Raw genomic sequence first — 25,552 nt, 5'->3', positions numbered from 1 at the left:
CCTTGCTCTCAAGCTCCGCCATCGAGCACTGGCGCATAAGCTCAACCATGCATGCGAATCCGCTTCGGCTCCCCGCCATGGAAACTCACCGCCCCATGGCTGGTGACCAGCGCCGCGCCACCGCTCGCGATGTGCTCCTCGAGCAACCGGTTGACCAGGGCGATACCGGCCCGGTCCAGGTTCGCGTACGGCTCGTCCAGCAACCACAGCACCGCTGGCAGCAACAACAGCCGTGCCAGCGCGGCGCGCTTCTTCTGCCCCGCGGACAGGCGGCGCACCGGCTCGTCCTCGTAGCCGGGCAGGCCGACGTCCACCAGCACCGACGCGGCGCTGCGCCCCTCGCGCATGCCGTGCAGGCCGGCGGCGATGTGCAGGTTCTCGCGCGGGCTCATGTCCATCTTCAGGCCCAACTGGTGGCCCAGGAACAGCACTTCGCCTGCCCGCGCGTCGCGGTTCCAGCCCTGGCCGCGCCACTGCAGCTCACCCTCGCCGACGTGCAACAGTCCCCCAAGCAGGCGCAACAGGGTGGTCTTGCCGCTGCCGTTGTCGCCCTCCACCAGCGCCAGCTCGCCCGCGTGCAGGGCGAAGTCGAGCGGCCCGAACACCGGCTCGTCGGCGCGCAGGAAGGAAAGGCCCCGCGCTTGGAGCAGCGGGATGGCGTGGGCGGAAGTCATCCGGGGGATTGTCCGCAATGCGTGCGCGGGTTGTCCATGCGGTGCGGGGGCGCACCTGGGCAGGTTTGCGGCCGGCGCCTTACCCGGGGAGGCTTTCAGCGCAACCGCAATTCCGCCGTTCCTGCGCCGTGGCCGAACAGCCAGGCGTTCTGCCCGTACCGGTTCGCCAACCGCTCCAGTGCGTCCGGACCAATGCCCACGATCCAGAAGCTCGGCTCGCGCCAGCCGTCGGTGCCCTTGCCTAGCGCAGGGTGGGTCTCGAGCGAGGCGTCGGCCCGCAGATCGGCCAGCAGGCGCCGTTGGGCGTCGCGGTTGTCGATCGGCGACAGCGGCCGGGAACGCGGGTTCCAGGCGGTGAAGAAACCCCAGTCGCGATTGCCCGCCAGCGGTCGCAACACCACCGGCAACGGCTCGCCGATGCGGATGGTGGCGGCGCCGCCCCCCGCCAGACGCACCCGGTAGGCGCTGCGGCAATAGGCCTTGAGCAGTTCCTCATCCATGCCGCAGCGGCGGCAGGGGTGGCAGCGTGGCCTTGAGCGCGGACACTGCGGCGTCCAGGTCGACCGAGGCGGGGTCGTTGGACTCGCGCAGCAGTTGTTCGAGCAGCATGTCCTGTGCGCGACCGCGTTCGAGCGCGTAGGCGTAAGGGAGGTCCGTAAAGGTGACCATGCGGTAGCGCGCCATGTAGTGCCCTGGGGCCCGCGCGGCCAGGCGCGCGCCGAGCTCGCGCTTGGCCAGGTAGCGCGGGTCGGCGACCGAGTCCCGCATCTCCACATAGTTTTCCAGCGCCATGGCGGCGATCGCGTCGGCGTTCGGTTGGCGAATGCGCTGGAATTCGGCGAACGCCTCCGCCGGATCGTGGCCATCCAGCAGCCCGGCCAGCGCCGCGGTGTCCTCGAAGCCGCAGTTCATGCCCTGGCCGTGGAACGGCACGATCGCATGCGCGGCGTCGCCGACCAGCAGCGCACGACCGTCCAGGTGCCAGCGTTCCAGGTAGAGCGTGGCCAGGCTGCCCACCGGATGGGCGTCGAAATCCTCGGCGAAGTCCGGCAACAGCGGCAGCAGGTCGGCAAAATGTTCGCGGAAGAACGCGGCGGCCGCAGCGGCATCGGGAAGGGTGACGAAGCTCGGGTGCGGCCCTTTCCCGGGCAGGAACAGGGTGACGGTAAAGCTGCCCTCGGTGTTGGGCAGGGCGATGCACATGTAGCCGCCGCGCGGCCAGATGTGCAATGCGTTGGGTTCGATGGCGAACTGGTCGTGGCCGCCTTGTTCCGCCAGCGCGGGTAGCAATTGCGAGGCGGGCGGGATTTCCAGTTCCTTGTAGCCGTGCCCCAGCCACTCGGTGCGCTCGCCCAGCGGGCGGCAGGCGCTCATTGCAGCACGCAGGGCGGAGCCGGCACCATCGGCGCCGATCAGGACCGGGGCATCCACCTCGCGCTCGGTGCCGTCCAACCCGGCCACGCGCATGCGGCCGGCATCGAAGTCGGCCCCGACCAGGCCTTGGCCGAAATGGAAGCGCACGCCGGCCGCTTCCGCCGCGTCGAGCAGCAGCATGTTGAGCCCGCCGCGGGAGACCGACCAGATCACCTCGCTGTCGTCGATGCCGTACCGCTGCAGGCCGCTGCGACCGTCGGCGGTGTGCACCATGCGGCCGCGCATCATCACGGCGTGGCGCAACACGTCCTCATCCAGGTCCGCGCTGCGCAACGCCTGCAGGCCGCGTTCGGCCAGGGCCAGGTTGATCGAGCGGCCACCGGCGAAACCGGCCGTGCGCGGGTCGGGGCGTTTCTCGAACACGTCCACGACGAAGCCACGCCGCGCCAGCTGCTGGGCCAGCAGTGCGCCGACCAGGCCGCCGCCGATCAGGGTGAGGGAAGGTTTGCTGCTCATGGGCGATCCGTTGCTACGCATCGCCGAACTGTTCCGCAAGCGCGGCGGGGTTGCAATGCTTTTGCGCCCGCCAGCCGACGATCGTAGGGTGGGCTTCAGCCCACCTTTCTCTCAGGGGACGGCGACGGTGGGCTGAAACCCACCCTACCTCGGTGCGGCAGGGCTTCGCGCAAGCCTTGGCTCCCTCATCCCAACCTTCTCCCCGCAGGGGAGAAGGGGCGAACGTCGTCCTGGCGGACGAGCATTGTTTGACAAGAGCCTGGCTCAGCCCTTGCGGGTCTTGTTCGGCGCGGTCTGTGCGGCGGCGTCCAGGAAGCCGCGCTGCATGGTCTTCCAGGCGTCCAGGTTGCGCTCGGTCAGCTCGTTGAGCATCGACCAGGGCGTCTGGCCCATCAGGCTGTTGAGCTGGGCACGGAACTGCTGCTGCTGGTCGAGGAACACCTGCAGGCTGCGTTCCAGGTACGGGCCCATGAAACCCTGCAGCGAATCGCCGTAGAAACGGATGATCTGGCTGAGCAACTGGGGCGAGAGCATCGGCTGCCCCTTCTCTTCGTGCTCGGAGATGATCTGCAGCAGCACCGAACGGGTCAGGTCCTCGCCGCTCTTGGCATCGCGGACCTCGAAGGTTTCGCCGTCCAGTACCAGCTGCCTGACCTCTTCCAGCGTGATGTAGCTGGAAATTTCGGTGTCGTAGAGCCGGCGGTTCGGATACTTCTTGATGATGCGCAGTTTTTGTGCCATGCGGCACAAGCTAGCAGAACGTATTGCGCTGCACCAGTAATCCATGCTGCACCCGCCAGTGCAGCAAAGAAACCCATGCGGCTACGCGTCAATGACCCACCGCACCGCCCGCGCTGCCGAAGGGGGGACGGGCAAACCACAGGATCGGGATCAGCACCACGAACAGCACCGCGCAGGCCAGGAACACGTCGTTTACGGCCAGCGTCAGCGACTCGCGGGTGACCAGCCCGTCGAGCAGGCCCAAGCTCTGGGTGTGGGTCAGGCCCATGTGCGAACCCTGCTGCAGGAACTGGGTGGTGGCCGGGTGTACCGCGTCGATGTTCTCGGTCAGCGTGGCGTGGTGCGTCTCGCCACGGTGCTGCCATAGCGTGACCATGACCGCGGTGGAGATGCTCGAACCGATCGTGCGGCAGAAGTTGGACAGCCCGGTGGCGCTGGCGATCTGCTCCGGCGGCAGGCCCGACAGGTAGATCTGGTTGAGCGGAATGAAGAAGCAGGGGATCGCGATGCCCATCACGAACCGCGGCAGCACCAGCGAGGAGAACGAGGCCGAGCTGGTGAAGGTGGAGAACCAGTACGACGTGATGGCGAACACGATGAAGGAGAACGTCACCACGCCGCGCAGTTCAAGCCGGTGCAGGTTGCGTCCGAGGATCGGCGCCATCAGGAAGGCCAGCACGCCCACCGGCGCGGTCGCCAGGCCGGCCCAGGTCGCGGTGTAGTCGAGCGTCACCTGCAGCCAAAGCGGGAACACCACGTTGATGCCGAAGAACGCGAACATGCCCAGCGACAGGGCCAGCACGCCGACGGTGAAGTTGCGTTCCTTGAATAGCGCCAGCTCCACCACCGGGTGTTTGGCGTGCAGTTCCCACACGATCAGGAAGGTCAGGCACACCACGGCGACGATGCCCAGCGTGGTGATCATCGGCGAGGCGAACCAGTCGTGGTCGTTGCCGTTGTCGAGCATGAACTGCAATGCGCCCACACCGATCACCAGCAGCCCCAGCCCGACCATGTCGATCGGCGTCTTGGCGGTCTTGGTCTCGCGCTTGCGCAGCAGGCCCCAGGTGATCACCGCCGCGGCCAGGCCCACCGGCAGGTTGATGTAGAAGATCCACGGCCAGGAGAAGTTGTCGGTCAGCCAGCCGCCCAGGATCGGGCCGAAGATCGGCGCGACCACCACGGTCATCGCCCACAGCGCCAGCGCGATGCCCTGCTTGGCCTTCGGGTAGCTCGACAGCAGTAGCGTGAGCGACAGCGCCACCATCGGGCCGGAACCGGCGCCCTGCAACAGCCGCGCGATCACCAGCAGCGGCATCGAGGTGGCCAGTCCGCACACCATCGAGAAGGTGACGAACAGCAACACCGACACCACGAAGCTGCGCACCTCGCCGAAGCGCCGCGCGATCCAGCCGGTCAGCGGCTGCATGATCGCGCTGGCCAGCGCATACGAGCTGATCGTCCAGGTGCCTTCGCTGGGGCTCACGCCCAGGCTGCCGGCGATGTGCGGCACGGCCACGTTGACGATGGTCATGTCCAGCACTTCCATGAAAGTGCTGAACGCGACGGCGATGGTGAGCAGCACCAGCGCCGCGCCATGCAGGGGCGGCAGCGGCTGGGTGTCGTTGGGCGTGGCGGCCATGGGGAAGGGCCTTCGGGTTACTTGGCTGCGCGGGGCAGGTTGGCCTGGATGACGCGGCGGGCCTCTTGCTCGGCCTTGCCCATCATGCGGTCGTACACGTCGGTCTGGGCCACCGGCTGCTGCGCCGGCGCCTGTGCCAGCACGCGGCCATGGTCGTCGGTGATGTCCACCGTCACCGTGGTCGACAGGCCGACGCGCAGCGGATGTTTGTCCAGCTCCTTGTTGCTCAGCGCGATGCGCACGGGCACCCGTTGCACCACCTTGATCCAGTTGCCGGTGGCGTTCTGCGCCGGCAGCAGCGAGAAGGCGCTGCCGGTGCCGGCGCCCAGACCGACGACCTTGCCGTGGTACTCGACGTCGCCGCCGTAGATGTCGGCCTCGACGGTCGCCGGCTGGCCGATGCGGATGTGCTGGAGCTGGCCTTCCTTGAAGTTGGCGTCGATCCACAAGTCATGCAGCGGCACCACGGTCATCAGCTGCTGCCCGGGCTGCACGCTGTTGCCCAGTTGCACGCTGCGCTGTGCGACATAGCCGGACACCGGCGCCAGGATCGCGTTGCGCTCGGCCGCGATCCAGGCGGCGCGAAAGTTGGCGCGGGCCTGCAATACCGTGGGATTCTCTGCCAAGTCGGTGCCTTCGATCGCCGCGTGTGCGGCGGCGGCCTGCGCCTCGGCCGCATTCAGCGCGGCGCGCGCCTGCGCCACGCCGTCGCGCAGGTGCTGCACGATTTCCGGTGATTCGGCATGGGCGGCGAGCAACGGCAGGTGGCGCTTGAGGTCGGCTTCAAGCTTGGCCAGCTGGAGCTTGCTGGCGGCGACCTGCGCGTCGGCACCGGTAGCCGAGCTGGTCTGCTGGCGCACGCCGCGCACCGCTTGGGCCAGTGCGCTGCGCGCCTGCGCCAGGCGGACCTGGGCGTCGGTCGGATCGAGCTTGACCAGCACCTGGCCGGCCTCCACGCGCTGGGTGTCGTCGGCCATGATGGCGACCACGGTGCCGGGCACCTGCGCGGAAATCGTCACCTGGTTACCGCCGACGTAGGCGTTGTCGGTCTTCTCGCGGGTCGAGAACACGAACAGCCACAGCAGCAGCCAGATCAGCGCGGCGAGGATGAACACCGCCGCCACGATCAGCAGCGCACGCCGACGCTTGGCCGGGTTCTTGGCGGCCAGGCCGCTGTCGTTTTCGGCGGGCTTGTCGGCTTCAGTGGCGCTCATCGGTGGCGACTCCGGCAGGGGAAGGGGAAGAAGATGCAACGTCAGGCTGGGGCTGGCTGCGGTAGCCGCCGCCCAGCGCCTTGATCAACGCCAGGTCGGTGGTCAGCGCCTGCGCATGCAACTGGATGGCCGCGTCGCGCTGCCGCAGCAAGGCCAGCTTCGCGGCCAGGCTTTCGCGGGCATCGCGCACGCCCTGGCGCAGGCGCGCCTCGGCATGGGAGAGCAGGCGTCGGTCGGCGGCGAGCAGCTCCTTTTGCTGCCCGCGCTGGGCGGCCAGTTGCTCGGCGCCCAATGCCTGGGTGGAAACGTCGCGCGCGGCGGCCAGCACCGTGCTGCGGTACTGCGCCACGGCGCTGTCCAGTTGCGCGCGGCTCAGGCCGTAGTTGGCCTCCAGCGCCCCGCCTTCGAAGATCGGTAGATGCAGCGCGGGCGTCACCGCGAAGACGCGGCTGCCGGGCGTAAGCAGCTCGCCCATATCGATGCTGGACAGCCCGGCCAGCGCGGTGAGGCTCAGATCGGGGAAGAACTGCGCGCGCGCCGCATCGGTCTGCTTGACGGCCGCCTCGACCTGCCAGCGGCTGGCGGCGATATCCGGGCGGCGGGCAATCAGGTCCAGACTGGCGTTGGCAGGCAGGCCGGGCTCGACGGCCGGCAATTCACGCGCCTCCAGCGGCGGCAGCTCGGCCGGTGCCACCCCCAGCAGCGAAGCCAGCACCGCGCGCCGTACCTTGGCCGAGCCTTCGATGGCTGTGCGCAGTTGCTTCAGGCCGGCCCGCTGTGCCTGCGCCTGCTCGACGGTGTCGGCCAGGTCCACGCCCTGGCGCACGCGCAGTTGCGCGATGTGCAGCAGTTGCTGCTGGGCGGCGAGCGACTGGTCGGCCAGCGCCAGGCGTGCCTGGTCGGCCTGCCAGCCGAAGTAGGTGCTGGCCACGGCATATTGCAGTGCCAGTGCCGCCGCGCTGCGCTGTGCCTCGGCCGCGTGCGCCTGGTCGAGTGCGGCCTCGACCGTCGCGCGCTTCTTGCCCCACCAGTCGAAGTCGTACTTGAGTTGCACGCCGAGGTCGGCCTGGCTGTACCAGGTGAAGCCAAGGAACTGGCTGGGGATCAGCCCGTGCTCGCTCATCCGCTGGCGCGAATATTGGGCGTTGCCGTTGACGTTCAGGCCCATCTGCGCGGCGGCCAGGCGTGCGGACTGCTCGGCGCTCTGCACGCGGCTTTGCGCCAATGCGAGATCGGGCGCCTGGCGCAGCGCGCGATCCATCAACCGGTCCAGTTGCGGGTCGTCGTAGGCGCGCCACCATTGCGCATCGGGCCATCCGGCGCGGGTGGTGGTCTGGACGCCGGCAAGCGGCACGTCGTCACGCAGGTGCGGCGGCGCGAGTTTCGCCGGCGGCATGGCGCAGGCGGCCAGCGCCAGCGCGGTCGCCGCAGCCAGCAGGGTGCGAAGGCGAAGCGGGGCAGAGGTCATCGGGCGTCCTTCGGGGCGGGGGCCGCGTCCAGGCGGTCGAGGTTGTCGGCGAGCTTGCGCAGCAGGCGGCTGAAGCTGCGCTTGTCGGCTTCGCTGAACCCGGCGAATGCCGCGCCGCACGGGGGAAAAAGGCCAGGCAGGAGCTTCTGCACGAAGCGGCGGCCAGCGGGCGTGATACGGATCTCCACCCGCCGCCGGTCCTGGTCGCTCGGGCCGCGCTTGATCAGACCCCGCTCGACCAGCGCGTTGGCGATCCGGGTCATGTTGGTGGCGCCAAGCGAGGTGAACTCGCACAGCTCGCCGGGCGTCGATGCGCCCTCCGGACGGCTGTACAGGAACATCATGGTGAGGAAATCGCTGTGGTTGATGCGGTGCGGCTTCAACTCGCCTTCCAGTATCTCGTCCACGCGATGCGCGACCATCAACAGGAGGCGGGTGAGCCTGGCTTCCGCCGCAGGCATGCCGGGGATGGACAGGCTCACCTGTTCGATCCCCTGGTCCATCATTCCGATGCAGTCGCCCAGGTGCGCCATTTCACCAGCTCATATTTCACCAGTGAACCAAAATATCGCGTACGCCCAAGGCAGGCAAGTGCTGCCGCGCATACGGGGATTCTGGCCAAGACCTGCGACATGAGCCGGCCACACGGTCCTGCCTGTGGGCGCTTTACGGAGCGGGCGCGGGTGTCCGCAGGCCGAACAGGCGGCGGGCGTTTGCCGTGGTGGCGGCGGCGATCGCCTCGGGCGATTCGCCGCGCAGTTCGGCGATGGCCTGCAGCGTCTCAAGCATGCGCGCCGGCTCGTTGCGCGCGCCCTGATGCCCTGCGTTGGGCTGGTCGGGCGCGTCGGTTTCCAGCAGCAGATGTTCGATCGGCATGGTGGCGACGAGGCGGCGCAGGCGTTTGGCGCGCGGGTAGGTGATCGGGCCGCCGATGCCAAGCATGAAATCCATTTCGTAAAGCCGCTCGGCCTGTTGTTCGCTACCGGCGAAGCTGTGTACCACGCCGCGCAGGCCGGGCATTCCGCGCAGCGCCAGTGCCACCTCTTCCACTGCGCGACGGGCATGGACGATGACCGGAAGATCGAATTCCAGGGCCAGTTGCAACTGCGTTTCGAAGTAGTATTGCTGTTGGTCGCGATCGAGCTCCGGTACGTAGAAGTCCAGCCCGATCTCGCCCAGTGCGACGGCGGTGCCTTGGCCGAGGCGTTCGCGCAGCAGCTCCAGGTGTTCGGGTCTGTGCTGTGCCAGGAACAGCGGATGCAGGCCATAGGCGGGAACGAGCGCGGCGTGCCGCTCGCACAGGGCGGCGATGCGTGGCCAGCTCGCCGCGTCGATCCCCGGAACCACCATCTGCCGCACGCCGGCCTCGGCCGCGTCGTCCAGCACCTGCCCGCGATCGACGTCGAAGCTGGCGTCGTCGATGTGCACGTGGCTGTCGATCAGGTATGGGCTTGCCTGGGAGGAGGGCGGATATGAGTGTTCCGTCACGCGTTCGTCACCTGGATTGCGCATTAGGGTGAAATGTCTAAGTCGGATTCAGTATGTCGTAGGTTCAATAGTCCGCGGATGGATGGCGAAACGCATGGCGCGGTCGCCACGCCGCAATAAAACGAAGGAGATGCAAGTCATGAACAGGTTGATGGTCAATGCGCTTCAGGTGGGTATCGCGGCAGCGCTCGCGATGGGCATTTCGGCTTGCAACCGCGACGCCAGCGCCGATGCGGGCCTGGCCAACGGCTCGTCCAGCGCCGAAGCCGGTGCCGCTGGCGATGCCGGCGCCAAGTATGCGCGCGTGGTGAGTGTCGATCCCGTGCGCAAGACGGTGAACAATCCGCGCCAGGTCTGCCATGACGAGGCGGTCACGCACAGCGAGCCGCCGAAGGACCAGCACCAGATCGCCGGCACGGCGATCGGCGCGGTGGCCGGCGGTCTGCTCGGCCATCAGGTCGGCGGTGGCAAGGGCAAGACCCTGGCCACGGTGGCCGGCGCGGTGGCCGGCGGCTACGCGGGCAAGAAGATCCAGGAGAAGCGCCAGACCGCCAACGTCACCACCGAAACCGTGCGCAAGTGCGAAACGGTGAACGACAGCAGCACCAAGGTGGTCGGCTACAACGTGCGCTACGAGTACAACGGCGTTACCCGCACGGTGCGCATGGACCACGACCCGGGCGACCGCGTCCAGGTGCAGGAGGGCGTCGTTTCCGTTTCGGACGCGCATTGATCCACTGACGCGGTCTACGCGGTCCATGGACGGACCGCTTGCGATCATCCGACCCACACCCACGAGGAGTCGCGCCATGATGATCAACCGATCCCGCAACTTTGCCCTGGCCACCGCGCTGGCGGGCAGCCTCGCGCTCGCCGGCTGCGCCACGGGGCCCGGCAACAATGGTGGCTACAACAATGGTGGCTACCAGAACTCCAGCTACGGCGCCTCACGCTGCCAGACCTGCGGCGTGGTGCAGAGCGTCGAACAAGTCTACGTGCAGGACGAAGGCCACGGCACGCTCGGCGCGGTGATCGGTGCGGTCGCCGGCGGCGTGCTTGGCAACCAGGTGGGCAAGGGCGACGGGCGCAAGGCGGCGACAGTGGCGGGCGCGGTGGCCGGCGGCGTGGTCGGCAACCAGGTCGGCAAGCGCAGCGGCAATGGCGAGGCGCCGGCCTGGCGCATCACGGTGCGTCTGGACAATGGCCAGTACGCCACGGTGACACAGAAGGAAGATCCCGGCCTTCGCGTCGGCGACTATGCACAGGTGCGCGGCGACCACGTTTACGGCATGTAACGTTCAGACGTCCATACTTCCATACGCCCAAAAAGAAAGGCCCTCTTGCGAGGGCCTTTTTGCTGCCGAAAGCATGCGGTTCAGTTGACCGCGTAGAAGCGGTGTTCGCCGATGGTGGTGCTGGTCTGGTTGAGCGACCAGGTCGGCGCGATCGCCACGGTGGCGAAATGATCGGCGTGCGGCACCAGCAACTGACGTTGCGCGACGGGCAGCGACCAGTTTTCCATCGAGTAGCCGGCGATCTTCCAGGCCTTGGTGAAGGCCTTGAAGTTGGCGATCTCGTAGGAACCGGGCGTCGCCGTGATGGCAAACTGGTGCGGCGCGGCCACCACCTTGCACACGGTGTTGCCCCAGCGGCCGCGTTCGCGGCGGCGCAGCGCGACTTCCGCCACGGCGAGCTGACCGATGGTCGACTCGCTGCGCGCCTCCAGGTACACCGTCGTGGCCAGGCAGGCCTGGTCGGCGATCGGCTGGGGCAGGACGGACGTCAGCCACAACAGCATGGAAAGTTTCATTGTCTGCCTCCAACGTGCTGTACGCGCGGGATGAAAACTCCATCTCGTGCGCCGTTGCGGTGGACGGGCGGGCAGGCCGTTACCACCTGGATTGATAGCCACGACCGAAACAGGAGTCGTGACGCTGTGCCACGGGATTGTGGCGTTCGGCCGGCTGTCCGGAGCCGGCTAAAGACTTGGCGCGCACTGCGAATCGCGACCGATGCTGTCGGCCTATTGCGGCTGCTGCCTTGATTGTTCCGCGCGGGGCGGTTGTTCCATCCGGCGGTGGGCTGCCGGGTCGCGCCGATCCGGACCCCTCCGGTTCGTCGCGTGCAGATACCCGTGGGCAATGGGCATCGTCGAAGTCGGCGGGAGGTTAGTGGCGGTGGCGCGCGCTGGCAAGTGCCGTGCCGACGCGGGTTCACAATCGGCGTACGTTCATCCAGCGTCCGTGGCGGGCAGGTGAAGAGTGTTGCGGAGCCGATGAGACGCGACGTTTCGTCGGGCTTGCGGGCGTCACTTCCGACGAAAGACCCGCAGGCGCTTGTGTGAACGATGCGGACAGAACGACGCGGAAAAGGCGGCGGCGCGGCAGGCTATGCGCTGGCGTCGTGGAAGATGATGCCGAGCGTGTGGCGGCAGCCGCGGCGCAGGCGGCTCACGCCATGGCGCAGGTTCACCCGGTAGCAGCCGCGGGCGCCACGCACCGGGCGTTGGCTCACGGCGAAGATCACGGCATCGCCCATGGCCAGTGGCACCACCTCGGCACGCGATTGCATGCGCGGGCGTTGTTCGGTCAGCACGAACTCGCCGCCGGTGAAATCGGTGCCGGGCGCGGACAGCAGGATCGCCAACTGCAGCGGGAACACGTGTTCGCCATACAGGTCCTGGTGCAGGCAGTTGTAGTCGCCGGCCTCGTAGCGCAGCAACAGTGGCGTGGGGCGGGCCTGGCCCGCCGCATGGCAGCGTGCGAGGAATTGTGCATGCGTCGCCGGAAAGCGCGTTTCGATGCCCATCGCCTCGTTCCAGCGATTGGCCAATGGCGCCAGCTGCGGATAGACGGCTGTCCGCAGGGCATCGACCGGCGCCGGCAAGGGATAGCTGAAGTACTGGTACTCGCCGCGGCCGAAACCGTGCCTGGCCATCACCACCCGGCTGCGAAAGTGCTGCGGCCGCGGATAGAGCGCGACCAGTTCCCGGCACGTCCCGGGCGCCAGCAGGCCCGGGATTTCGGCGTGGCCGTATGCGTCGAGCGCGCCATGGATAGAGGGCCAGTCCACGGCCTGAAATGCGGCGGCCGGGATTTCGTCACGCGAGGGATGTGCAGTCATGGGCGCGAGTCTGGACCGCATCGTTCTCGCCGGCCCTCCGGATCTTGCGCCTCAATCTTCATCGGCCTCGTCGCCGCGCACCTGCGCGTGGCTGATCAGGGCGAAGATGCAGCTGCCGCCGACGATGTTGCCGGCCAGCGTCGGCAGCCCGAAGTGCATGACGAAGACGCTGAAGGGAAGGCTGCCGGCGAACACCAGGTAAAGGGTTTCCACCGAGCCGACGATGATGTGGGTGAAGCCGCCCAGCGCGATCAGGTAGGTAGTGAGCACGATCACGGTGATCTTCGCGTGCTCCGCGGCCGGCATCAGCCAGACCATGGTGGCGATCAGCCAGCCGGCGGCGATGCCCTTGGTGAACATCTGCAAAGGCGTGTTGGCCATCACCTCGTGGCCGATGCCCAGCAGCGCAAGTCGCGTGGGTTCGTCAAACAGCCGCATGTGCAGGATGCCGTAGGCGAACAGCGCCGTGCCGACCAGGTTGCCGGCGAACACCACCGACCACAGCCGCAGCAGCGAACCGAGCTTGCGCAGGTTCGGATGAGTCATCAGCGGCAGCACCGCGGTCAGGGTGTTTTCGGTGAACAGCTGCTGGCGTGCCAGGATCACCACCAGGAAGCCGAACGGGTAACCCAGGCTCTCGATCAGGAACGCGCCCGGGATACCTTCCAGGTGGCGATGCAGCAGGCCACGCGCCAACATCGAGAACCCCATCGACAGCCCCGCCGCCAACGCGGAAAGGCTCAGCGCCAGGATGCCGCGGCTGAGCTCCTCTTCGCCTTCCAGCCGGATGGTTTCGTGCAGCACCGCCACGCGCGGAGGGCGTTTGTGTTCGACATCACCGCGCTCCTCGCGCGAGAGCGAAAAGCCGTCGCGCGCATCGGCTTCGTTCGGGTCTTCCGTGCCGATGTCGCGCGGGCGTCCGGTTGGCTGGGGCATCGCTGGGATCCTCCGGGGATCCGCACGCTACGACGGCCCGCGTGTGCGTGGCGTTGCGTCAGGCCGGCACGTCGACCAGCACCAGCTCGGCATCCTCGATCGCCATGATCCGCAAGGCGGTTTCGTCGCGGATCGCGGCGCCATCGCGTGCCTCCAGGCGCGTGCCGTTGAGTTCGACTACGCCCGTGGACGGCACCAGGTAGGCATAGCGGCCCGCATCCAGCACATAGTCGGCTTGCTCGCCGGCCCGCAGGGTGGCACCCAGCACGCGGGCGCGGGTACGCAACGGCAGGGCGTCGGCGTCATCGGGAAAGCCACTGGCCAGCGGCACGAAGCGGCCGGCGCGGTCGCCAGTCGGGAACGGTCGCGCACCCCAGGCGGGCGCGTCGCCCTGGTGGTCCGGAATGATCCAGATCTGGAAGATGCGCGTGGTGTCGGGCTCCAGGTTGTACTCGGCGTGAGTGATGCCCGTGCCCGCGCTCATGACCTGAACGTCACCTGCCGCGGTGCGGCCTTCGTTACCGAGGCTGTCGCGGTGGCTGATCGCCCCCTCGCGCACGTAGGTGATGATCTCCATGTCCGCGTGCGGATGCGGCGGGAAGCCGCTGCGCGCGGCGATGGTGTCGTCGTTCCACACGCGCAGCGCGCCCCAGCCCATCCGCGCCGGGTCGTGGTAGCTGGCGAAGGAGAAATGGTGCCTGGCGTCGAGCCAGCCGTGGTTGGCGCCGCCAAGGGTGTCAAAGGGCCTGCGTTCGATCATGTCGGGTCTCCTGCCGCGCATCGTGGCGGCCAGGCAAGCAAGGTAAGGCTGCGCCGGCCTGGCTCAATGGCGCGTGGATTGAACGGATCGTTCGCCAACCCGCACCCAGGAGCGGGGACGCCTCGTCAGTCCCCTGATTTCCGCCCCGGCCCGCCTTCGCCTCACCGCCGGACGCGCACCAGACAAGTCCGGCGATGCCTGCGCGGGCTGGCCCCGAAGCGATCTTGACCGCAGCGCGGATGCTTGGGGTAGGCTAGCGCCGGGGACATCCAGGGGGAGTGCGTCATGCGTTGGCGACTCATGTTGGCTTGGCTGCTGGCCGGCAGCGCAGGCACGGTGTGGGCAGGCCAACTGGTGGTGCGCGTCAGCGACACGAACGGCCGTGCCGTGGGCGACGCGGTGGTCACCCTGACGTCCGCAACGGCGGCGACTGGGGTGGCCGCGGCGCCCGTCACACGCTACGTCGACCAGCGCGACGAGACCTTCATTCCCTACGTCCAGGTAGTCCGTCCGGGCGACCGCGTGGTGTTCCGCAACAGCGACGGCACCCGCCACCATGTCTATTCCTTCTCCGACGCCAAGGCGTTCGAGCTCCTGCTGCACCCGGGCGAAAGTTCGCCGCCGCTGACATTGGACAAGGCCGGACTGGTCGCGATCGGCTGCAACATCCACGACCACATGATTGCCTATCTGCTGGTGTCGCCCGCCCGGGCCAGGGTGACGCCCTCGCAGGGGCAGGTGGTGTTCGCACACCTGCCGTCGGGCAAGTACACGGTGACGGTGTGGCATCCGCAACTGCGTCCGGGCCAGGCGCCGCCCAGCGAGGTGAAGATCCTGGCGACGGAAGCCGATGCGCAGCGCGCGGATTTTGCGCTATCGCTGATCCCGGACCCGCGCGAGCTTTCCGATCGCGAGCACGTGGACTACTGACCCATGCGCGGCGCCGTCGGCTTCCGTTTACGCCTTGGACTGTTCTTCGTCGCGACGCTGGTGACGGTGCAGCTGGTCACCGCCGCGCTGGTCTATGGCGTGACCCGACGCGCCATGGTGAGCGAGGGCGAGCGGCAGCTGGGAATCAACGCGCAGGCCTTCGTGGCGCAGATGGACGACATCTCCGCCCGCGTGGCCGGCAACGTCGAGGTGCTGTCGCTGGACTACGCGCTGCGTTCGGCCATCGCCGAGCGCGACCATGGCACGGTGTTCTCGGTGCTGCGCAACCACGGCCGCCGCGTGGGCGCCTCGCGGATGCAGCTGATCGGGCTCGACGGCAAGGTGGAGGTCGATACCGCCGACGTCCGCGCCAGCGGCCAGCGCTTTGCCTTTCCCGACCTTGCCGGGCATGCGTTCGAGCGCCGCGCGGCGGCAGTGGTTGCGCTGCAGGGCAGGGCGTACTGGGTCGTGGTGGTACCGATCTACGCGCCGCAACCGGTCGGCCTGGTGGTGGTCTACGTACCGCTGGACGACGTGCTGCTCGCCCACCTGCGCACGCTGTCGGCGCTGCCCGGCGACATCGAACTGGCGGTGCGCCCGCCGGGTTCGCCGTGGGTCACCGTGGCCCAGAGCCTGACCCATACGGGACTGGTGGCCAGCCTGGCGGGGCAGGGCTTGCCGGCCCGTCCGGCGATACGCCGCATCCACGGCCATGAATACCTGCTGCTGGCGCAACCGCTCAGCCAGCCGCGCAGCACGGCACCGGTGGTGGCGGTACTCGGCTACTCGCTGGAAGACGCATTGCGACCGTTCCGCGCGGTGGTGCTGGCGTGGGCGGCCCTGCTCGGGCTGGGGCTGGTGGTCGGCCTGATCGGTGCGTGGCTGACGGCGCGCAGCGTGTCGCGCCCGGTCGAAGCGCTGGCCGGCGCGGCCCGACGCATCGAGGCGGGCGACTACCGCGCGCCGCCGAGCCTGAACCGCCGCGACGAACTCGGCCAGCTCGCCGCCGCCTTCGGCACCATGGTCGACGCGGTGCGCCAGCGCGAGGAACACATCCGCCAGCAGGCGTTGCATGACCAGGTCACCGACCTGCCCAACCGCGTCGCCGCCGAAGTGGCGATCGACCGCGCGCGCGAGGCCGGCGCCCGCCACGGCGCGCTGCTGATGGTTGGCCTCACGCGCGCGCCGGACATCATCAAGACCATGGGCCATGGTCTGTACGACCGACTGATGCGCGAGGTCGGCGCACGCCTGGGCCGCGTTGCCGCCAAGGCCTTCCTGGCGCGCGCCACCGATACCCAGTTCGTGGCCTGGTTGCCCGGCGCGGACCGCACCGAGGCTGTCGCCGCCGCGCTGCGCGTCCTCGATGCGCTCAATACGCCGTACGCCGAAGCCGACGTCAGCGTGGATACGCTGCCGGCGATCGGCATCGCCATGTACCCCGAGGACGGGGCGCTCGCGTCGGTGCTGCTGCGCCACGGCGAGGTGGCGCAGTTCGCCGCCACCGGTTCGACCCGCCCGCTGGCGTTCTACGACGCGGCGACCGACCCGCACCGCACCGAACGCCTGTCGTTGATGGGCGAATTGCGCGAGGCGCTGGACCACGACCGGTTGATGCTGCACTACCAGCCCAAGCTGGCGCTTCCCGGCCGTCGCGTCGATGGCGTCGAGGCGCTGGTGCGCTGGCACCATCCGCGGCGCGGCGCGGTCCCGCCGCAGGATTTCATCGGCATGGCCGAGGACACCGGCAACATCCAGCGGCTGACCCGCTGGGCGCTGGCCGCCGGCATCGCACAGGCCAGCCGATGGCACGCGGCCGGGCTCGACCTCAACGTGGCGGTCAACCTGTCGGCGCGCGATCTCGGGGAGGCCGAGCTGCCGCTGCGCATTGGTCGCCTGCTGTCCATCCACGCGCTGCCGCCGGGCAAGCTCACCGTGGAAATCACCGAGCGCGCCGTGATCGGCGAGCCGGAAACGGCATTGCGCGTGCTCAAGGGCCTGGCCGACCTCGGCATCGGCATCGCGGTGGACGACTTCGGCGTGGGCCAGTCCGCGTTCGCCTACCTGCGCCACCTGCCGGTCAGCGAGCTGAAGATCGACCAGACCTTCGTGCGGCACCTGGCCCGCGATGCCAGCGACCAGACCATCGTGCAGTCGATCGTCGAGCTGGGCCACCGGCTGGGCTACCAGGTCACCGCCGAGGGCGTGGAGGACGAAGGCACGCTCGCGCAACTGGCGGCGATCGGCTGCGATCACGCGCAGGGCTTCTTCATCGCGCGGCCGCTGCCGGCCACCGAACTGGCGGGGTTCGCGTCCGATCGGGCCGGCGCCGCATGAAGCCACGCCTGCGCCACCTGGCGCTGGCCTGCGTGGCAGCCCTGCCGCTGGCGGGCCATGCCCAGGACTTCAGCCTGCATGGTTACCTCGACGGCCGCCTGGTGGCGGCGCCGGCCGAACGAAGCTGGGTCGAGGGCGGACTGGGCAAGACCCGCTACGGTGGCGGGAGCACCGAACTGCGTTTCGGCGGTGCCGCGCTGGTCGGTACCGCGCAACTCACGCCGTCGCTGCTCGCCCTGGCGGGCGTGCAACTGCAGGAAGGCGACCGCGCCGGCATCGACGTGCTAGAGGCCTACCTGCGCTGGCGCCCGGTGTCGACCACGCGCTGGCGCGGATCGGTGCAGGCCGGCGCGTTCTTCCCGCCGGCGTCGCTGGAGAACGACGCGATCGGCTGGACCAGCCCGTGGACCCTCACGCCCTCGGCGATCAACAGCTGGGTCGGCGAGGAACTTCGGGCGGTGGGCGCCGAGGCGCGCATCGAGCGACGCGGCGACGTCGCCACCTGGGATCTTCGCGGCGCGCTGTTCCAGCGCAACGATCCGGCCGGCAACCTGCTGGCGATCCGCGGCTGGTCCCTGAGCGACCGAACCTACGGTCTGGGCAGCCGGCTGCGCGAGCCGGACGCCTACGTGCGCGACGAGGGCGATCAACCGCCCATGCGTTACGACCCGTTCCGCCGCATCGGCCAGCACTGGGGCAACTATGTCCAGTTGAACTGGCGTGCCCGGGGCCGGGGCCGGCTCAGCCTGATGCACTACGACAACCATGCCGCCACCGACGCCTGGGCGCCTTATGCAGGCGGCCACCGCCTGTACGCCTGGCGCACCCGCTTCTGGAGCCTGGGCGCCAGCGCCGACTCCGGCCCGGTCACATGGATTGCGCAGGCGATGGACGGCGATACCATCATCGAGCCGGCTCCCGGCCGGGTCTTCACCACCCGCTACCGCGCGGCCTTCCTGCTCGCCGGCTGGAACCGCGGCGCCTGGCGGCCGGCGCTGCGGCTGGATCACTTCAGTACGCGCGAGCTGCCGCAAGCGCCGGGCCAGCACGCCGGCGAGCACGGCAACGCCCTCACCGCCGCGCTCAACTGGCGTCCGCACGACTGGCTGCGGCTGACCTTCGAAACCCTGTACATGGACTCCACTCGCACGGTCCGTGCGGACTATGGCTTGCCCACGCGTACCCGCCGCACCCAGGTGCAGCTGAGCGCCCGGCTGTTCTATTGACGAGTGCCATGGCCGCATTTCACCGCGGCACCACCTTTCCTTGCCGGACCCTTGACCGGGACCCTGCACCAATCGCCTGGGTCTGTGACAACGCCACACACGACCGGCTGTCTGCCGCGCATGGCAAGGGCCCGACGCCGCGCCTGCCGCGGTATCGCCAGGGCAGCGCACATGGAGGGCTGGAGCATGGGTTGCGCACCGAGCAACTGGATCGTGCCGAACCGCCTGAAGACCCCGGATTTCATCATCTGCGGTGCCATGAAGTCGGGCACCTCGACGCTGCACCACATTCTTGGCCAGCACCCGCAGGTGTTCATCCCGGACCAGGAAGTCCACTTCTTCGACATCGACAACCTGTTCGAGCACCCGGACTTCAACTACTTCGACGGCGCCGACTGGATCTGCCAGCGGCTGGACGACGATCCGGAGAAGTTCTGGCAGTGGTACGCCTCGCATTTCGAAGGGGCAGGGGCGGACCAACTGGTTGGTGAGGACTCGACCACCTACATTTCCTCCGAGATCGCCGCCAAGCGCATCGCGATGCAGCGCAAGCAGCTCAAGCTCATCATCCTGCTGCGCCATCCGACTAGGCGGGCCTATTCGCAGTACTGGCACCTGGTGCGCACCGGCCGCGCCACCCACAACTTCGAGGACACGCTGCGCTACGACCCGTTCTCGGTACTTCATCGCAGCCTTTATCTTGACCAGCTGAAGAACTTCCTACGGCACGTGCCTGCCGAACAGGTAAAGGTCGTGATCTTCGAGGAGTTCATGGCCGACAAGCCGAGGGTGCTGCGCGAGGTCTGCGACCACATCGGCATCGACTACGCGCGGCTTCCGCCGGAGGCGGCCGAGCTGCACGTCAACGGCGCGCAGGTTCCCCGGCATCCCGGTTTCGAAGTGGCCAAGAACCGCTTCTTCCGCGCCGGCGGCAACGTGTCCTACCGGTCGAAACTGCCAATGTGCCCGGCCGCGGCCAACGTGCACCTGAATTTCGCGTGGCTGGTGAACGCCGCGCACCGCAGGGTCAACCCCCTGCTCAAGGCCAATCCACCGGCCATGAAGGCTTCCACCAGACGCCTGCTGGATGACTACTTCGAGCGGGAACTGGACGGGCTGAACGAACTGCTCGGACGCGACGTGATGTCGCTCTGGTTCGCGCAGGGCGCCTAGGATCCCGTTCCAGCCTCGAGGCGGAACGCGCCGCCGCGTCCCCGAACGCGGCGGCGCTTTGCTATCCTCCGCTGTTCTTCGCCAGCGCCCGCCGGGCGCCTCAACCACGGCCATACGTTTCATGATCGAGACCAATCCGATCCTTGCGCAGATCGCGGACCTGACGGACCGCGTCGAGTCGCTTAGGGGGTATCTTTGACTACGCCACCAAGCGTGAGCGTCTGGAAGAAGTAAGCCGCGAACTGGAAAGCCCGACCGTCTGGGACGACCCGCCGCGCGCACAGGAGTTGGGCCGCGAGCGCGCCCGCCTGGACACCGTCGTCACCGGTATCGACGAGCTCACCGCCGCCCTGTCCGACGCCCGCGAGCTGCTGGACATGGCCGCGGCCGATGGCGACGAGGACACCGTGCAGTCGGTCGCCGACGACGTGGAAAAACTCGAGGCCCGCGTGGGCAAGCTCGAGTTCCAGCGCATGTTCTCCGGCCAGATGGATGCGAACAACGCCTTCGTCGACATCCAGGCCGGCGCCGGCGGCACCGAGGCGCAGGACTGGGCCGAGATGCTGCTGCGCATGTACCTGCGCTGGGCCGAGTCGCGCGGCTGGAAGGTGGAGATGATGGAAGTCTCCGGCGGCGAAGTGGCGGGCATCAAATCGGCCACCTTCCGCGTCGAGGGCGACTACGCCTACGGCTGGCTGAAGACCGAGATCGGCGTGCACCGCCTGGTGCGCAAGAGCCCGTTCGACTCGGACAACCGCCGCCATACCAGCTTCACCTCCGTGTTCGTCTCGCCCGAAGTCGACGACGACATCGACATCGAGATCAATCCGGCCGACCTGAGGACCGACGTCTACCGTTCGTCCGGTGCCGGCGGCCAGCACGTCAACAAGACCGAATCGGCCGTGCGCATCACCCACGTGCCGACCAACACGGTCGTCGCCTGTCAGACCGAACGCAGCCAGCACGCCAACCGCGACCGCGCCATGAAGATGCTGGCCGCCAAGCTGTACGAGCTGGAGGTGCAGAAGCGTAACGCCGAGAAGGATGCGCTGGAAGCGACCAAGTCGGACATCGGCTGGGGCAGCCAGATCCGCAACTACGTGCTAGACCAGAGCCGCATCAAGGACCTGCGCACCGGCGTCGAACGCTCCGATACACAGAAGGTGCTCGACGGGGACCTGGACGAGTTCATCGAGGCGAGCCTCAAATCCGGCCTGGACGCGGGTGCCAAACGCATCGACGCCTGATCCGATCACTGACGAGATGACCCGCATGAAGACGATCGGCATGCTCCTGTTTGCCAGCATCGGGCTGGCCACGCTCGGCGCGTCCGCGCAGTCGGCGCACGACGGCAGCGCCAGCCAGTCCATCAAGCAGGACGCGAAGGCCGTGGGCCATGGCGTTGCCGAGGGTGCGCGCGATATCGGTCACGCCACCAGGGACGTTGCCAGGAAGGTCGGTGACGGCGCCAAGGAGGCCGGCATCGGCATCGGCCATGGCGCGAAGAAGGCCGGCATCGCAGTCGGGCACGGCGCGCGCGAGGGCTGGGACGCCACCAGGCACGCGGTCAAGCAGGTGTTCGACTAAAACGATCGACGCCGGCGACCATCCTGCGCACATCACCATTCACGAGACATTCGCTGTCGGCATCAGTCGGCAGCCCACGGAACCATCCATGAGCGAAGCCACCGAAATCCTGCCCGTCGACGAGAACAAGCTGATCGCCGAGCGCCGCGAGAAACTCAAGGCGTTGCGCGGGCAGGGCGTCGCGTTTCCGAACGACTTCAAGGTGGACGCGTTCGCTGGTGACCTGCGTACCGAGTTCGCCGACCACGACGCCGAGGCCGTCGAAGCCGCCGCGCGCCGCGTCAAGGTCGCCGGCCGCATCGTGCTCAAGCGCGTGCAGGGCAAGGTGAGCTTCGTGCAGATGCAGGACTTCACCGGGCGCATCCAGCTGTTCATCCACCAGGGCACGGTGGGCGAGGCCTACGAGGCGTTCAAGGGCTGGGACGTGGGCGATATCGTCGGTGCCGAGGGCTTGCTGATGCGCACACGTACCGGCGAACTGTCGGTCAAGGTGGATGGCCTGCGCCTGCTGACCAAGAGCCTGCGCCCGCTGCCGGACAAGTTCCACGGCCTGGCCGACGTCGAGCGCCGCTACCGCCAGCGCTACGTCGACCTCATCGTCACCGAGGAAGCCCGCCGCACCTTCGCGCTGCGCTCGAAGATCATCGGCTACATGCGCACGTGGCTGGAGGCCGAACCGCGCCGCTTCATGGAAGTGGAAACGCCGATGATGCACGTCATCCCCGGCGGCGCCACGGCCCGGCCGTTCGTCACCCATCACAACGCGCTGGACATGAGCCTGTACCTGCGCGTGGCGCCGGAGCTGTACTTGAAGCGCCTGGTTGTGGGTGGCTTCGACCGCGTCTACGAGATCAACCGCAACTTCCGCAACGAGGGCGTGTCGACCCGGCACAATCCCGAGTTCACCATGCTGGAGCTCTACCAGGCCTACGCCACCTACCACGAGATCATGGATCTCACGGAAGCGGTGATCCGCGAGACGGCGCAGAGCGTGCTGGGCAGCACCGAGGTCACCTGGGAGGCCGCGCAGATCGACCTCGGACCGGCCTTCCGCCGCTGGCGCATGGAAGACGCAGTGCTCGAGCACAACCCCGAGATCAAGCGCGGGGAACTGCGCGACCGCGAGGCCATGGCCGTGCACGCGACCCGGCTGGGCATCCACGTCAAGCCCGGCTACGGCTGGGGCAAGCTGCTGCTGGAAATCTTCGAGAAGACCGTCGAGCACACGCTGATCCAGCCCACCTTCATCACCGACCACCCGGTCGAGGTTTCGCCGCTGGCCCGCGAGAGCGACACCGATCCGGGCATCACCGACCGCTTCGAGTTGTTCATCAACGGCAAGGAGATCGCCAACGGCTTCTCCGAATTGAATGACCCGGAAGACCAGGCCGCCCGCTTCAAGGCGCAGGTCGAAGCGAAGGAATCGGGCGACGACGAGGCCATGCACTTCGACGCCGACTACATCCGCGCGCTGGAAGTGGGCCTGCCGCCCACCGGCGGCCTGGGGATCGGCATCGACCGCCTGGTCATGCTGCTCACCGGCTCGGCCTCGATCCGCGACGTGCTGCTGTTCCCCTACATGCGCCCGGAAGCCTGACCTGCCGAACCCGGCACCGCGTAGGGTGGGCTTCAGCCCACCAGGCCTGCGGCGCAAGAAGAAGGTGGGCTGAAGCCCACCCTACGGTTTATCGCACGCTGCGGTTGCGCACCCGCCGCCGCAGCATCGCCATCTGCAACAGTCCCACCCCGCTCGACCCGAACCAATACAGTCCAAGCCCGGCCGCCAGGTGCCACACCATCAGTACCGAGAACACCACCGGCAGCCAATGCAGCAAGGTCCGCGTCTGCTCCGACATCGCCGGATTGAGCAACAGCGCCGCAAAGCTCAATAGCCCCACCACCAGCGCCAGCCAGGCGTCCGGCCGCGCCAGCTTCGGTATCCACAGGAACGAACCCGCCCCGGCCACGCCTTGGCGGATGGCCGCATAGATGCCCGCGCCCAAGGGCGCCTGCACCAGCGCGACCAGCAGGCTGCTTCCCAGCCCGCCCGAGATGCCGTGCTCGCGATACAGCGCCTGCATCGCTTGCGCCTGCGACGCCGGATCGCCGGCATGCCGCTCGCGTAATTGCGCCAGCTTCGGCTTGAGCTCCAGCAATTGCTGCTGTCGCCACCAGCCTTGTTCAGCGGTCCTGAGTGTCATCGGCAGCATCGCCAGGCGCACCAACAAGGCCAGCACGATCACCGCCAGACCGTAGCTGCCATCCAGCCAGACGGCCAGTTGCGCCAGCAGCGCGGAAAGACCATCCACGAATGTCGACCACATACCCCTTTGCTCCCTGCTTCATGGTTAGCGCAAGAGGTGGGATGGCCGACCGCGCAATTCAAGCAGTGGCGCATATGACCGATGGCACGGCCATGCCGCGCAAGCCATCGCTATTCCTGCAGATCCGGTGACACCGGCAGGGGATCGTTCCACGACTTGGCGACCGCCCAGGCCACGCCGGTGATCGGCACGGCCAGCAGCGTACCCACGATGCCGCCAAGAATCGTGCCGGCGGTGAGCGCCAGCAGCACCGCCAGCGAATGCAGGTGCAGCGACCGGCCCAGCACCACCGGCGACAACAGATTCCCTTCCAGTTGGTTGACCACGATGACCACGGCCGACACCCAGATCGCCGCGTTCAGGCCGACCGTGACCAGCGCCACCAGCGCTGCGATCACGCCGGTGACGGTGGCGCCGACGATCGGCACGAACGCACCCAGCAGCACCAGGATGGACAACGGCACCGCCATCGGAACGCCGAGGATCCACACGGTGCCGCCGATGAAGACCGTATCGACCAGCGCCACCAGCGCCGTGCCGCGCAGGTAGCCGCCGAGCACGCCGATCGCGCGGTCGCCAGCGTGCGTCACGCGCGCATGCCAGGCCGGCCGCAGCGGGCCGATCAGGAATCGCCAGATCGACGGGCCGTCCTTGAGGAAAAAAAACAGGATGAACAACACCAGCACGAAGCCGGTCGCCAGCTCCAGCGTGGTGAACACGCCGGCCATGGCGTGCTGTCCGAATTCGCTGCTGGTCAGGAAACCCACCATCGCATCGCGTGCATGGTCGATCTGCTGCTCGCTGATCGACAGCGGCCCGCGATGAAGGTAGTGCAACGCCTGGCCGAAACCATCGATGGCCGACGCCTGCAAGGTTTCCCATTGCGACGCCACCCGCGCCACCGCCAGCGCGATCATGCCGCCGACTCCCACCCCGCCGAGCAGCAGCGTGACCAGCGCCGCCAGGGCATGGGGCACACGGCAGCGGCGCAACAGGGCGACCAGCGGAAACAACGCCGCGCAGAAGATCAACGCGAGCAGCAAGGGGATAACCACCAACTTGAGGGCGAGGGCCGCGCGCACGATGGCCGCGACGAGCAGCAACACCAGGATCGCCTGCGCCGAGCGGGTGGCCAAGCGCCCGAACGCATCGGTCCACAGCGCTTGCAGGCGCCGCCGCGTGCCGGATGAACGCGCGGGGCGCGTGTGCTGAGTATCGTGCAAGGGCAGTGCTCCCGTAGTGACGGACCGACTGGGTGCCTGCCCAGCAGTGCACGGTGTTCTCCAGCCAGTGCCGCGCAAGCGACGCAGCGCGGCAGCCCGCAGGAGAGGCTACCCGGGGCAGGGGCATCGCGGCGTGTAGAACCGGTTTCGAGACTGGCGCGACCCAGAGCGTCTGCGGCCGCTTCGGCCCGGGGCGGCGGTCCGCTAAACTTGGCCGTTTCCCGATTGGAGCATTCCACCATGTGGTTCGCGATCGTAGGTACCGACGTCCCCGAGTCGTTGGACAAGCGCAAGAGCTCGCGCCCGCAGCATGTGGCACGCCTGGAACAGCTCCAGGCCGAAGGCCGTTTGCTGCTGGCCGGGCCGTTCCCGGCGATCGACTCGGAGGACCCGGGTCCGGCTGGCTTCACCGGCAGCCTGATCATCGCCGAGTTCTCCTCGCAGGCCGACGCCCAACGCTGGGCTGACGCGGATCCGTACGTGGCCGCGGGCGTCTATGCCGGCGTGCAGGTCAAGCCGTTCCGCCAGACCCTGCCGTGAGCTCGACCATGGTCGAGCAGATCCGCCAGCGGCTGACCGGCGCGTTGGCGCCGGTCGAGCTGGAGGTGCTCGATGAAGGGCACAAGCACGCCGGCCACGCCAACGCCGGCAAGGGCCACTTCCATGTGCGCATCGTTAGCCCGGCCTTCGCGGGCGTCCTGCCGATCAAGCGCCACCGCATGGTGTATGCGGCGCTGGAGGGTCTGATGGACGGCGGCATCCATGCGCTCTCCATGGACGCCAAGGCGCCATAGGTTTAGATTCAACCACTTGCAT

Annotated in this window: 26 protein-coding genes; 11 read left to right on the top strand and 15 right to left on the bottom strand. The window is 68.1% G+C overall.

Going from position 1 to position 25,552, the window contains the following annotated elements:
- Positions 1-41 precede the first annotated feature (41 nt).
- From ccmA to OSC30_RS00425, 9 genes are all read right to left on the bottom strand, one after another.
- Positions 42-674 carry a cytochrome c biogenesis heme-transporting ATPase CcmA gene (ccmA, locus tag OSC30_RS00465; RefSeq protein ID WP_267169869.1) on the bottom strand — a complete coding sequence of 211 codons (633 nt, stop codon included), beginning with the start codon at positions 672-674 and terminating at the stop codon, positions 42-44.
- Positions 675-769: 95 nt separating this feature from the next.
- Positions 770-1,174 (bottom strand): DUF3293 domain-containing protein, encoded by a 405-nt coding sequence (locus OSC30_RS00460; RefSeq protein WP_267169868.1) that lies wholly within the window; start codon positions 1,172-1,174, stop codon positions 770-772.
- Positions 1,167-2,564 (bottom strand): FAD-dependent oxidoreductase, encoded by a 1,398-nt coding sequence (locus OSC30_RS00455; RefSeq protein ID WP_267169867.1) that lies wholly within the window; start codon positions 2,562-2,564, stop codon positions 1,167-1,169. Before OSC30_RS00455 ends, OSC30_RS00460 begins: the two co-directional genes overlap by 8 nt.
- Positions 2,565-2,828: 264 nt before the next feature.
- Positions 2,829-3,305 carry a polyhydroxyalkanoate synthesis repressor PhaR gene (phaR, locus tag OSC30_RS00450; RefSeq protein WP_267169866.1) on the bottom strand — a complete coding sequence of 159 codons (477 nt, stop codon included), beginning with the start codon at positions 3,303-3,305 and terminating at the stop codon, positions 2,829-2,831.
- 88 nt (positions 3,306-3,393) lie between these two features.
- On the bottom strand, positions 3,394-4,947 hold the full coding sequence (locus OSC30_RS00445) for a DHA2 family efflux MFS transporter permease subunit (protein WP_267169865.1): 1,554 nt from the start codon (positions 4,945-4,947) through the stop codon (positions 3,394-3,396).
- Positions 4,948-4,964: 17 nt separating this feature from the next.
- Complete coding sequence (locus OSC30_RS00440; protein WP_267169864.1) at positions 4,965-6,161, bottom strand: HlyD/EmrA/EmrK family protein; 1,197 nt, start codon at positions 6,159-6,161, stop codon at positions 4,965-4,967.
- A complete protein-coding gene (locus OSC30_RS00435) occupies positions 6,148-7,629 on the bottom strand; it encodes an efflux transporter outer membrane subunit (RefSeq protein ID WP_267169863.1) in 1,482 nt (493 codons plus the stop codon). Before OSC30_RS00435 ends, OSC30_RS00440 begins: the two co-directional genes overlap by 14 nt.
- The gene (locus OSC30_RS00430) at positions 7,626-8,162 is read right to left on the bottom strand and encodes a MarR family winged helix-turn-helix transcriptional regulator (protein ID WP_267169862.1); all 537 of its coding nucleotides are present in this window, start codon (positions 8,160-8,162) and stop codon (positions 7,626-7,628) included. Before OSC30_RS00430 ends, OSC30_RS00435 begins: the two co-directional genes overlap by 4 nt.
- 133 nt (positions 8,163-8,295) lie before the next feature.
- Complete coding sequence (locus OSC30_RS00425; protein WP_267170130.1) at positions 8,296-9,072, bottom strand: TatD family hydrolase; 777 nt, start codon at positions 9,070-9,072, stop codon at positions 8,296-8,298.
- A gap of 184 nt (positions 9,073-9,256) precedes the next feature.
- On the opposite strand from OSC30_RS00425, the gene OSC30_RS00420 reads away from it, so the two are divergent.
- Positions 9,257-9,850, top strand: a complete 594-nt coding sequence (locus tag OSC30_RS00420) for a glycine zipper 2TM domain-containing protein (RefSeq protein WP_267169861.1) — start codon at positions 9,257-9,259, stop codon at positions 9,848-9,850.
- 76 nt (positions 9,851-9,926) lie between these two features.
- Positions 9,927-10,412 carry an outer membrane lipoprotein gene (locus OSC30_RS00415; RefSeq protein WP_425474716.1) on the top strand — a complete coding sequence of 162 codons (486 nt, stop codon included), beginning with the start codon at positions 9,927-9,929 and terminating at the stop codon, positions 10,410-10,412.
- Between the two features lie 80 nt (positions 10,413-10,492).
- Here the strand turns inward: OSC30_RS00415 and OSC30_RS00410 are convergent, their stop codons facing one another.
- The 4 genes from OSC30_RS00410 to OSC30_RS00395 all read right to left on the bottom strand — a co-directional run bounded on the left by OSC30_RS00410 (position 10,493) and on the right by OSC30_RS00395 (position 13,936).
- Positions 10,493-10,927 carry a cell wall hydrolase gene (locus tag OSC30_RS00410; RefSeq protein WP_267169860.1) on the bottom strand — a complete coding sequence of 145 codons (435 nt, stop codon included), beginning with the start codon at positions 10,925-10,927 and terminating at the stop codon, positions 10,493-10,495.
- Between the two features lie 578 nt (positions 10,928-11,505).
- Positions 11,506-12,240 (bottom strand): 2OG-Fe(II) oxygenase, encoded by a 735-nt coding sequence (locus OSC30_RS00405; protein WP_267169859.1) that lies wholly within the window; start codon positions 12,238-12,240, stop codon positions 11,506-11,508.
- 51 nt (positions 12,241-12,291) lie between these two features.
- Positions 12,292-13,176 carry a formate/nitrite transporter family protein gene (locus tag OSC30_RS00400; protein WP_267169858.1) on the bottom strand — a complete coding sequence of 295 codons (885 nt, stop codon included), beginning with the start codon at positions 13,174-13,176 and terminating at the stop codon, positions 12,292-12,294.
- Positions 13,177-13,234: 58 nt separating this feature from the next.
- On the bottom strand, positions 13,235-13,936 hold the full coding sequence (locus OSC30_RS00395; protein ID WP_267169857.1) for a pirin family protein: 702 nt from the start codon (positions 13,934-13,936) through the stop codon (positions 13,235-13,237).
- A gap of 285 nt (positions 13,937-14,221) precedes the next feature.
- Here OSC30_RS00395 and OSC30_RS00390 point away from each other — a divergent pair, with 285 nt between their 5' ends.
- The 7 genes from OSC30_RS00390 (at position 14,222) to lysS (ending at position 22,786) form a co-directional block, all read left to right on the top strand.
- Positions 14,222-14,866, top strand: coding sequence for a cupredoxin domain-containing protein (locus OSC30_RS00390; protein ID WP_267169856.1), 645 nt, complete (start codon positions 14,222-14,224; stop codon positions 14,864-14,866).
- Positions 14,867-14,869: 3 nt separating this feature from the next.
- Entirely contained in the window at positions 14,870-17,203 is a 2,334-nt protein-coding gene (locus tag OSC30_RS00385; protein WP_267169855.1) for a putative bifunctional diguanylate cyclase/phosphodiesterase, read from the top strand.
- Positions 17,200-18,429: a porin family protein gene (locus OSC30_RS00380; protein ID WP_267169854.1), complete on the top strand. Its 1,230-nt coding sequence runs from the start codon at positions 17,200-17,202 to the stop codon at positions 18,427-18,429. The genes OSC30_RS00385 and OSC30_RS00380 overlap by 4 nt, the downstream gene beginning before the upstream one ends.
- A 186-nt stretch (positions 18,430-18,615) precedes the next feature.
- Positions 18,616-19,602 (top strand): sulfotransferase family protein, encoded by a 987-nt coding sequence (locus OSC30_RS00375; RefSeq protein ID WP_267169853.1) that lies wholly within the window; start codon positions 18,616-18,618, stop codon positions 19,600-19,602.
- 121 nt (positions 19,603-19,723) lie between these two features.
- A protein-coding gene (gene prfB / locus OSC30_RS00370) for a peptide chain release factor 2 (protein ID WP_267169852.1) occupies positions 19,724-20,849 on the top strand; the annotation gives its coding sequence in 2 pieces (ribosomal slippage) (positions 19,724-19,798 and positions 19,800-20,849; 1,125 coding nt in all).
- A 25-nt stretch (positions 20,850-20,874) separates the two neighbouring features.
- Positions 20,875-21,189 carry a hypothetical protein gene (locus tag OSC30_RS00365; protein ID WP_267169851.1) on the top strand — a complete coding sequence of 105 codons (315 nt, stop codon included), beginning with the start codon at positions 20,875-20,877 and terminating at the stop codon, positions 21,187-21,189.
- An 88-nt stretch (positions 21,190-21,277) separates the two neighbouring features.
- Positions 21,278-22,786, top strand: coding sequence for a lysine--tRNA ligase (gene lysS, locus OSC30_RS00360; RefSeq protein WP_267169850.1), 1,509 nt, complete (start codon positions 21,278-21,280; stop codon positions 22,784-22,786).
- Positions 22,787-22,874: 88 nt separating this feature from the next.
- On the opposite strand, the gene OSC30_RS00355 is transcribed toward lysS, so the two are convergent.
- Positions 22,875-23,513, bottom strand: a complete 639-nt coding sequence (locus OSC30_RS00355; RefSeq protein ID WP_267169849.1) for a YidC/Oxa1 family membrane protein insertase — start codon at positions 23,511-23,513, stop codon at positions 22,875-22,877.
- A gap of 110 nt (positions 23,514-23,623) precedes the next feature.
- Positions 23,624-24,736 carry an AI-2E family transporter gene (locus OSC30_RS00350; protein ID WP_267169848.1) on the bottom strand — a complete coding sequence of 371 codons (1,113 nt, stop codon included), beginning with the start codon at positions 24,734-24,736 and terminating at the stop codon, positions 23,624-23,626.
- Positions 24,737-24,976: 240 nt separating this feature from the next.
- On the opposite strand from OSC30_RS00350, the gene OSC30_RS00345 reads away from it, so the two are divergent.
- Positions 24,977-25,276 (top strand): YciI family protein, encoded by a 300-nt coding sequence (locus tag OSC30_RS00345; protein ID WP_267169847.1) that lies wholly within the window; start codon positions 24,977-24,979, stop codon positions 25,274-25,276.
- Between the two features lie 8 nt (positions 25,277-25,284).
- A complete protein-coding gene (locus tag OSC30_RS00340; RefSeq protein WP_267170128.1) occupies positions 25,285-25,530 on the top strand; it encodes a BolA family protein in 246 nt (81 codons plus the stop codon).
- Positions 25,531-25,552: the final 22 nt, after the last annotated feature.

It is taken from the genome of Frateuria hangzhouensis (assembly GCF_026410505.1).
GTDB classification, from domain to species: Bacteria; Pseudomonadota; Gammaproteobacteria; order Xanthomonadales; family Rhodanobacteraceae; genus Frateuria_A; species Frateuria_A hangzhouensis.
Note: the sequence above shows the minus strand (reverse complement) of the source record. Positions and strands in the feature narration are given on the sequence as shown.

Coding starts and splice junctions, on each gene's coding strand:
- ccmA (WP_267169869.1), bottom strand. CDS start 674: ATGACTTCCGCCCACGCCATCCCGCTGCTCCAAGCGCGGGGCCTTTCC.
- OSC30_RS00460 (WP_267169868.1), bottom strand. CDS start 1,174: ATGGATGAGGAACTGCTCAAGGCCTATTGCCGCAGCGCCTACCGGGTG.
- OSC30_RS00455 (WP_267169867.1), bottom strand. CDS start 2,564: ATGAGCAGCAAACCTTCCCTCACCCTGATCGGCGGCGGCCTGGTCGGC.
- phaR (WP_267169866.1), bottom strand. CDS start 3,305: ATGGCACAAAAACTGCGCATCATCAAGAAGTATCCGAACCGCCGGCTC.
- OSC30_RS00445 (WP_267169865.1), bottom strand. CDS start 4,947: ATGGCCGCCACGCCCAACGACACCCAGCCGCTGCCGCCCCTGCATGGC.
- OSC30_RS00440 (WP_267169864.1), bottom strand. CDS start 6,161: ATGAGCGCCACTGAAGCCGACAAGCCCGCCGAAAACGACAGCGGCCTG.
- OSC30_RS00435 (WP_267169863.1), bottom strand. CDS start 7,629: ATGACCTCTGCCCCGCTTCGCCTTCGCACCCTGCTGGCTGCGGCGACC.
- OSC30_RS00430 (WP_267169862.1), bottom strand. CDS start 8,162: ATGGCGCACCTGGGCGACTGCATCGGAATGATGGACCAGGGGATCGAA.
- OSC30_RS00420 (WP_267169861.1), top strand. CDS start 9,257: ATGAACAGGTTGATGGTCAATGCGCTTCAGGTGGGTATCGCGGCAGCG.
- OSC30_RS00415 (WP_425474716.1), top strand. CDS start 9,927: ATGATGATCAACCGATCCCGCAACTTTGCCCTGGCCACCGCGCTGGCG.
- OSC30_RS00410 (WP_267169860.1), bottom strand. CDS start 10,927: ATGAAACTTTCCATGCTGTTGTGGCTGACGTCCGTCCTGCCCCAGCCG.
- OSC30_RS00405 (WP_267169859.1), bottom strand. CDS start 12,240: ATGACTGCACATCCCTCGCGTGACGAAATCCCGGCCGCCGCATTTCAG.
- OSC30_RS00400 (WP_267169858.1), bottom strand. CDS start 13,176: ATGCCCCAGCCAACCGGACGCCCGCGCGACATCGGCACGGAAGACCCG.
- OSC30_RS00395 (WP_267169857.1), bottom strand. CDS start 13,936: ATGATCGAACGCAGGCCCTTTGACACCCTTGGCGGCGCCAACCACGGC.
- OSC30_RS00390 (WP_267169856.1), top strand. CDS start 14,222: ATGCGTTGGCGACTCATGTTGGCTTGGCTGCTGGCCGGCAGCGCAGGC.
- OSC30_RS00385 (WP_267169855.1), top strand. CDS start 14,870: ATGCGCGGCGCCGTCGGCTTCCGTTTACGCCTTGGACTGTTCTTCGTC.
- OSC30_RS00380 (WP_267169854.1), top strand. CDS start 17,200: ATGAAGCCACGCCTGCGCCACCTGGCGCTGGCCTGCGTGGCAGCCCTG.
- OSC30_RS00375 (WP_267169853.1), top strand. CDS start 18,616: ATGGGTTGCGCACCGAGCAACTGGATCGTGCCGAACCGCCTGAAGACC.
- OSC30_RS00365 (WP_267169851.1), top strand. CDS start 20,875: ATGAAGACGATCGGCATGCTCCTGTTTGCCAGCATCGGGCTGGCCACG.
- lysS (WP_267169850.1), top strand. CDS start 21,278: ATGAGCGAAGCCACCGAAATCCTGCCCGTCGACGAGAACAAGCTGATC.
- OSC30_RS00355 (WP_267169849.1), bottom strand. CDS start 23,513: ATGTGGTCGACATTCGTGGATGGTCTTTCCGCGCTGCTGGCGCAACTG.
- OSC30_RS00345 (WP_267169847.1), top strand. CDS start 24,977: ATGTGGTTCGCGATCGTAGGTACCGACGTCCCCGAGTCGTTGGACAAG.
- OSC30_RS00340 (WP_267170128.1), top strand. CDS start 25,285: ATGGTCGAGCAGATCCGCCAGCGGCTGACCGGCGCGTTGGCGCCGGTC.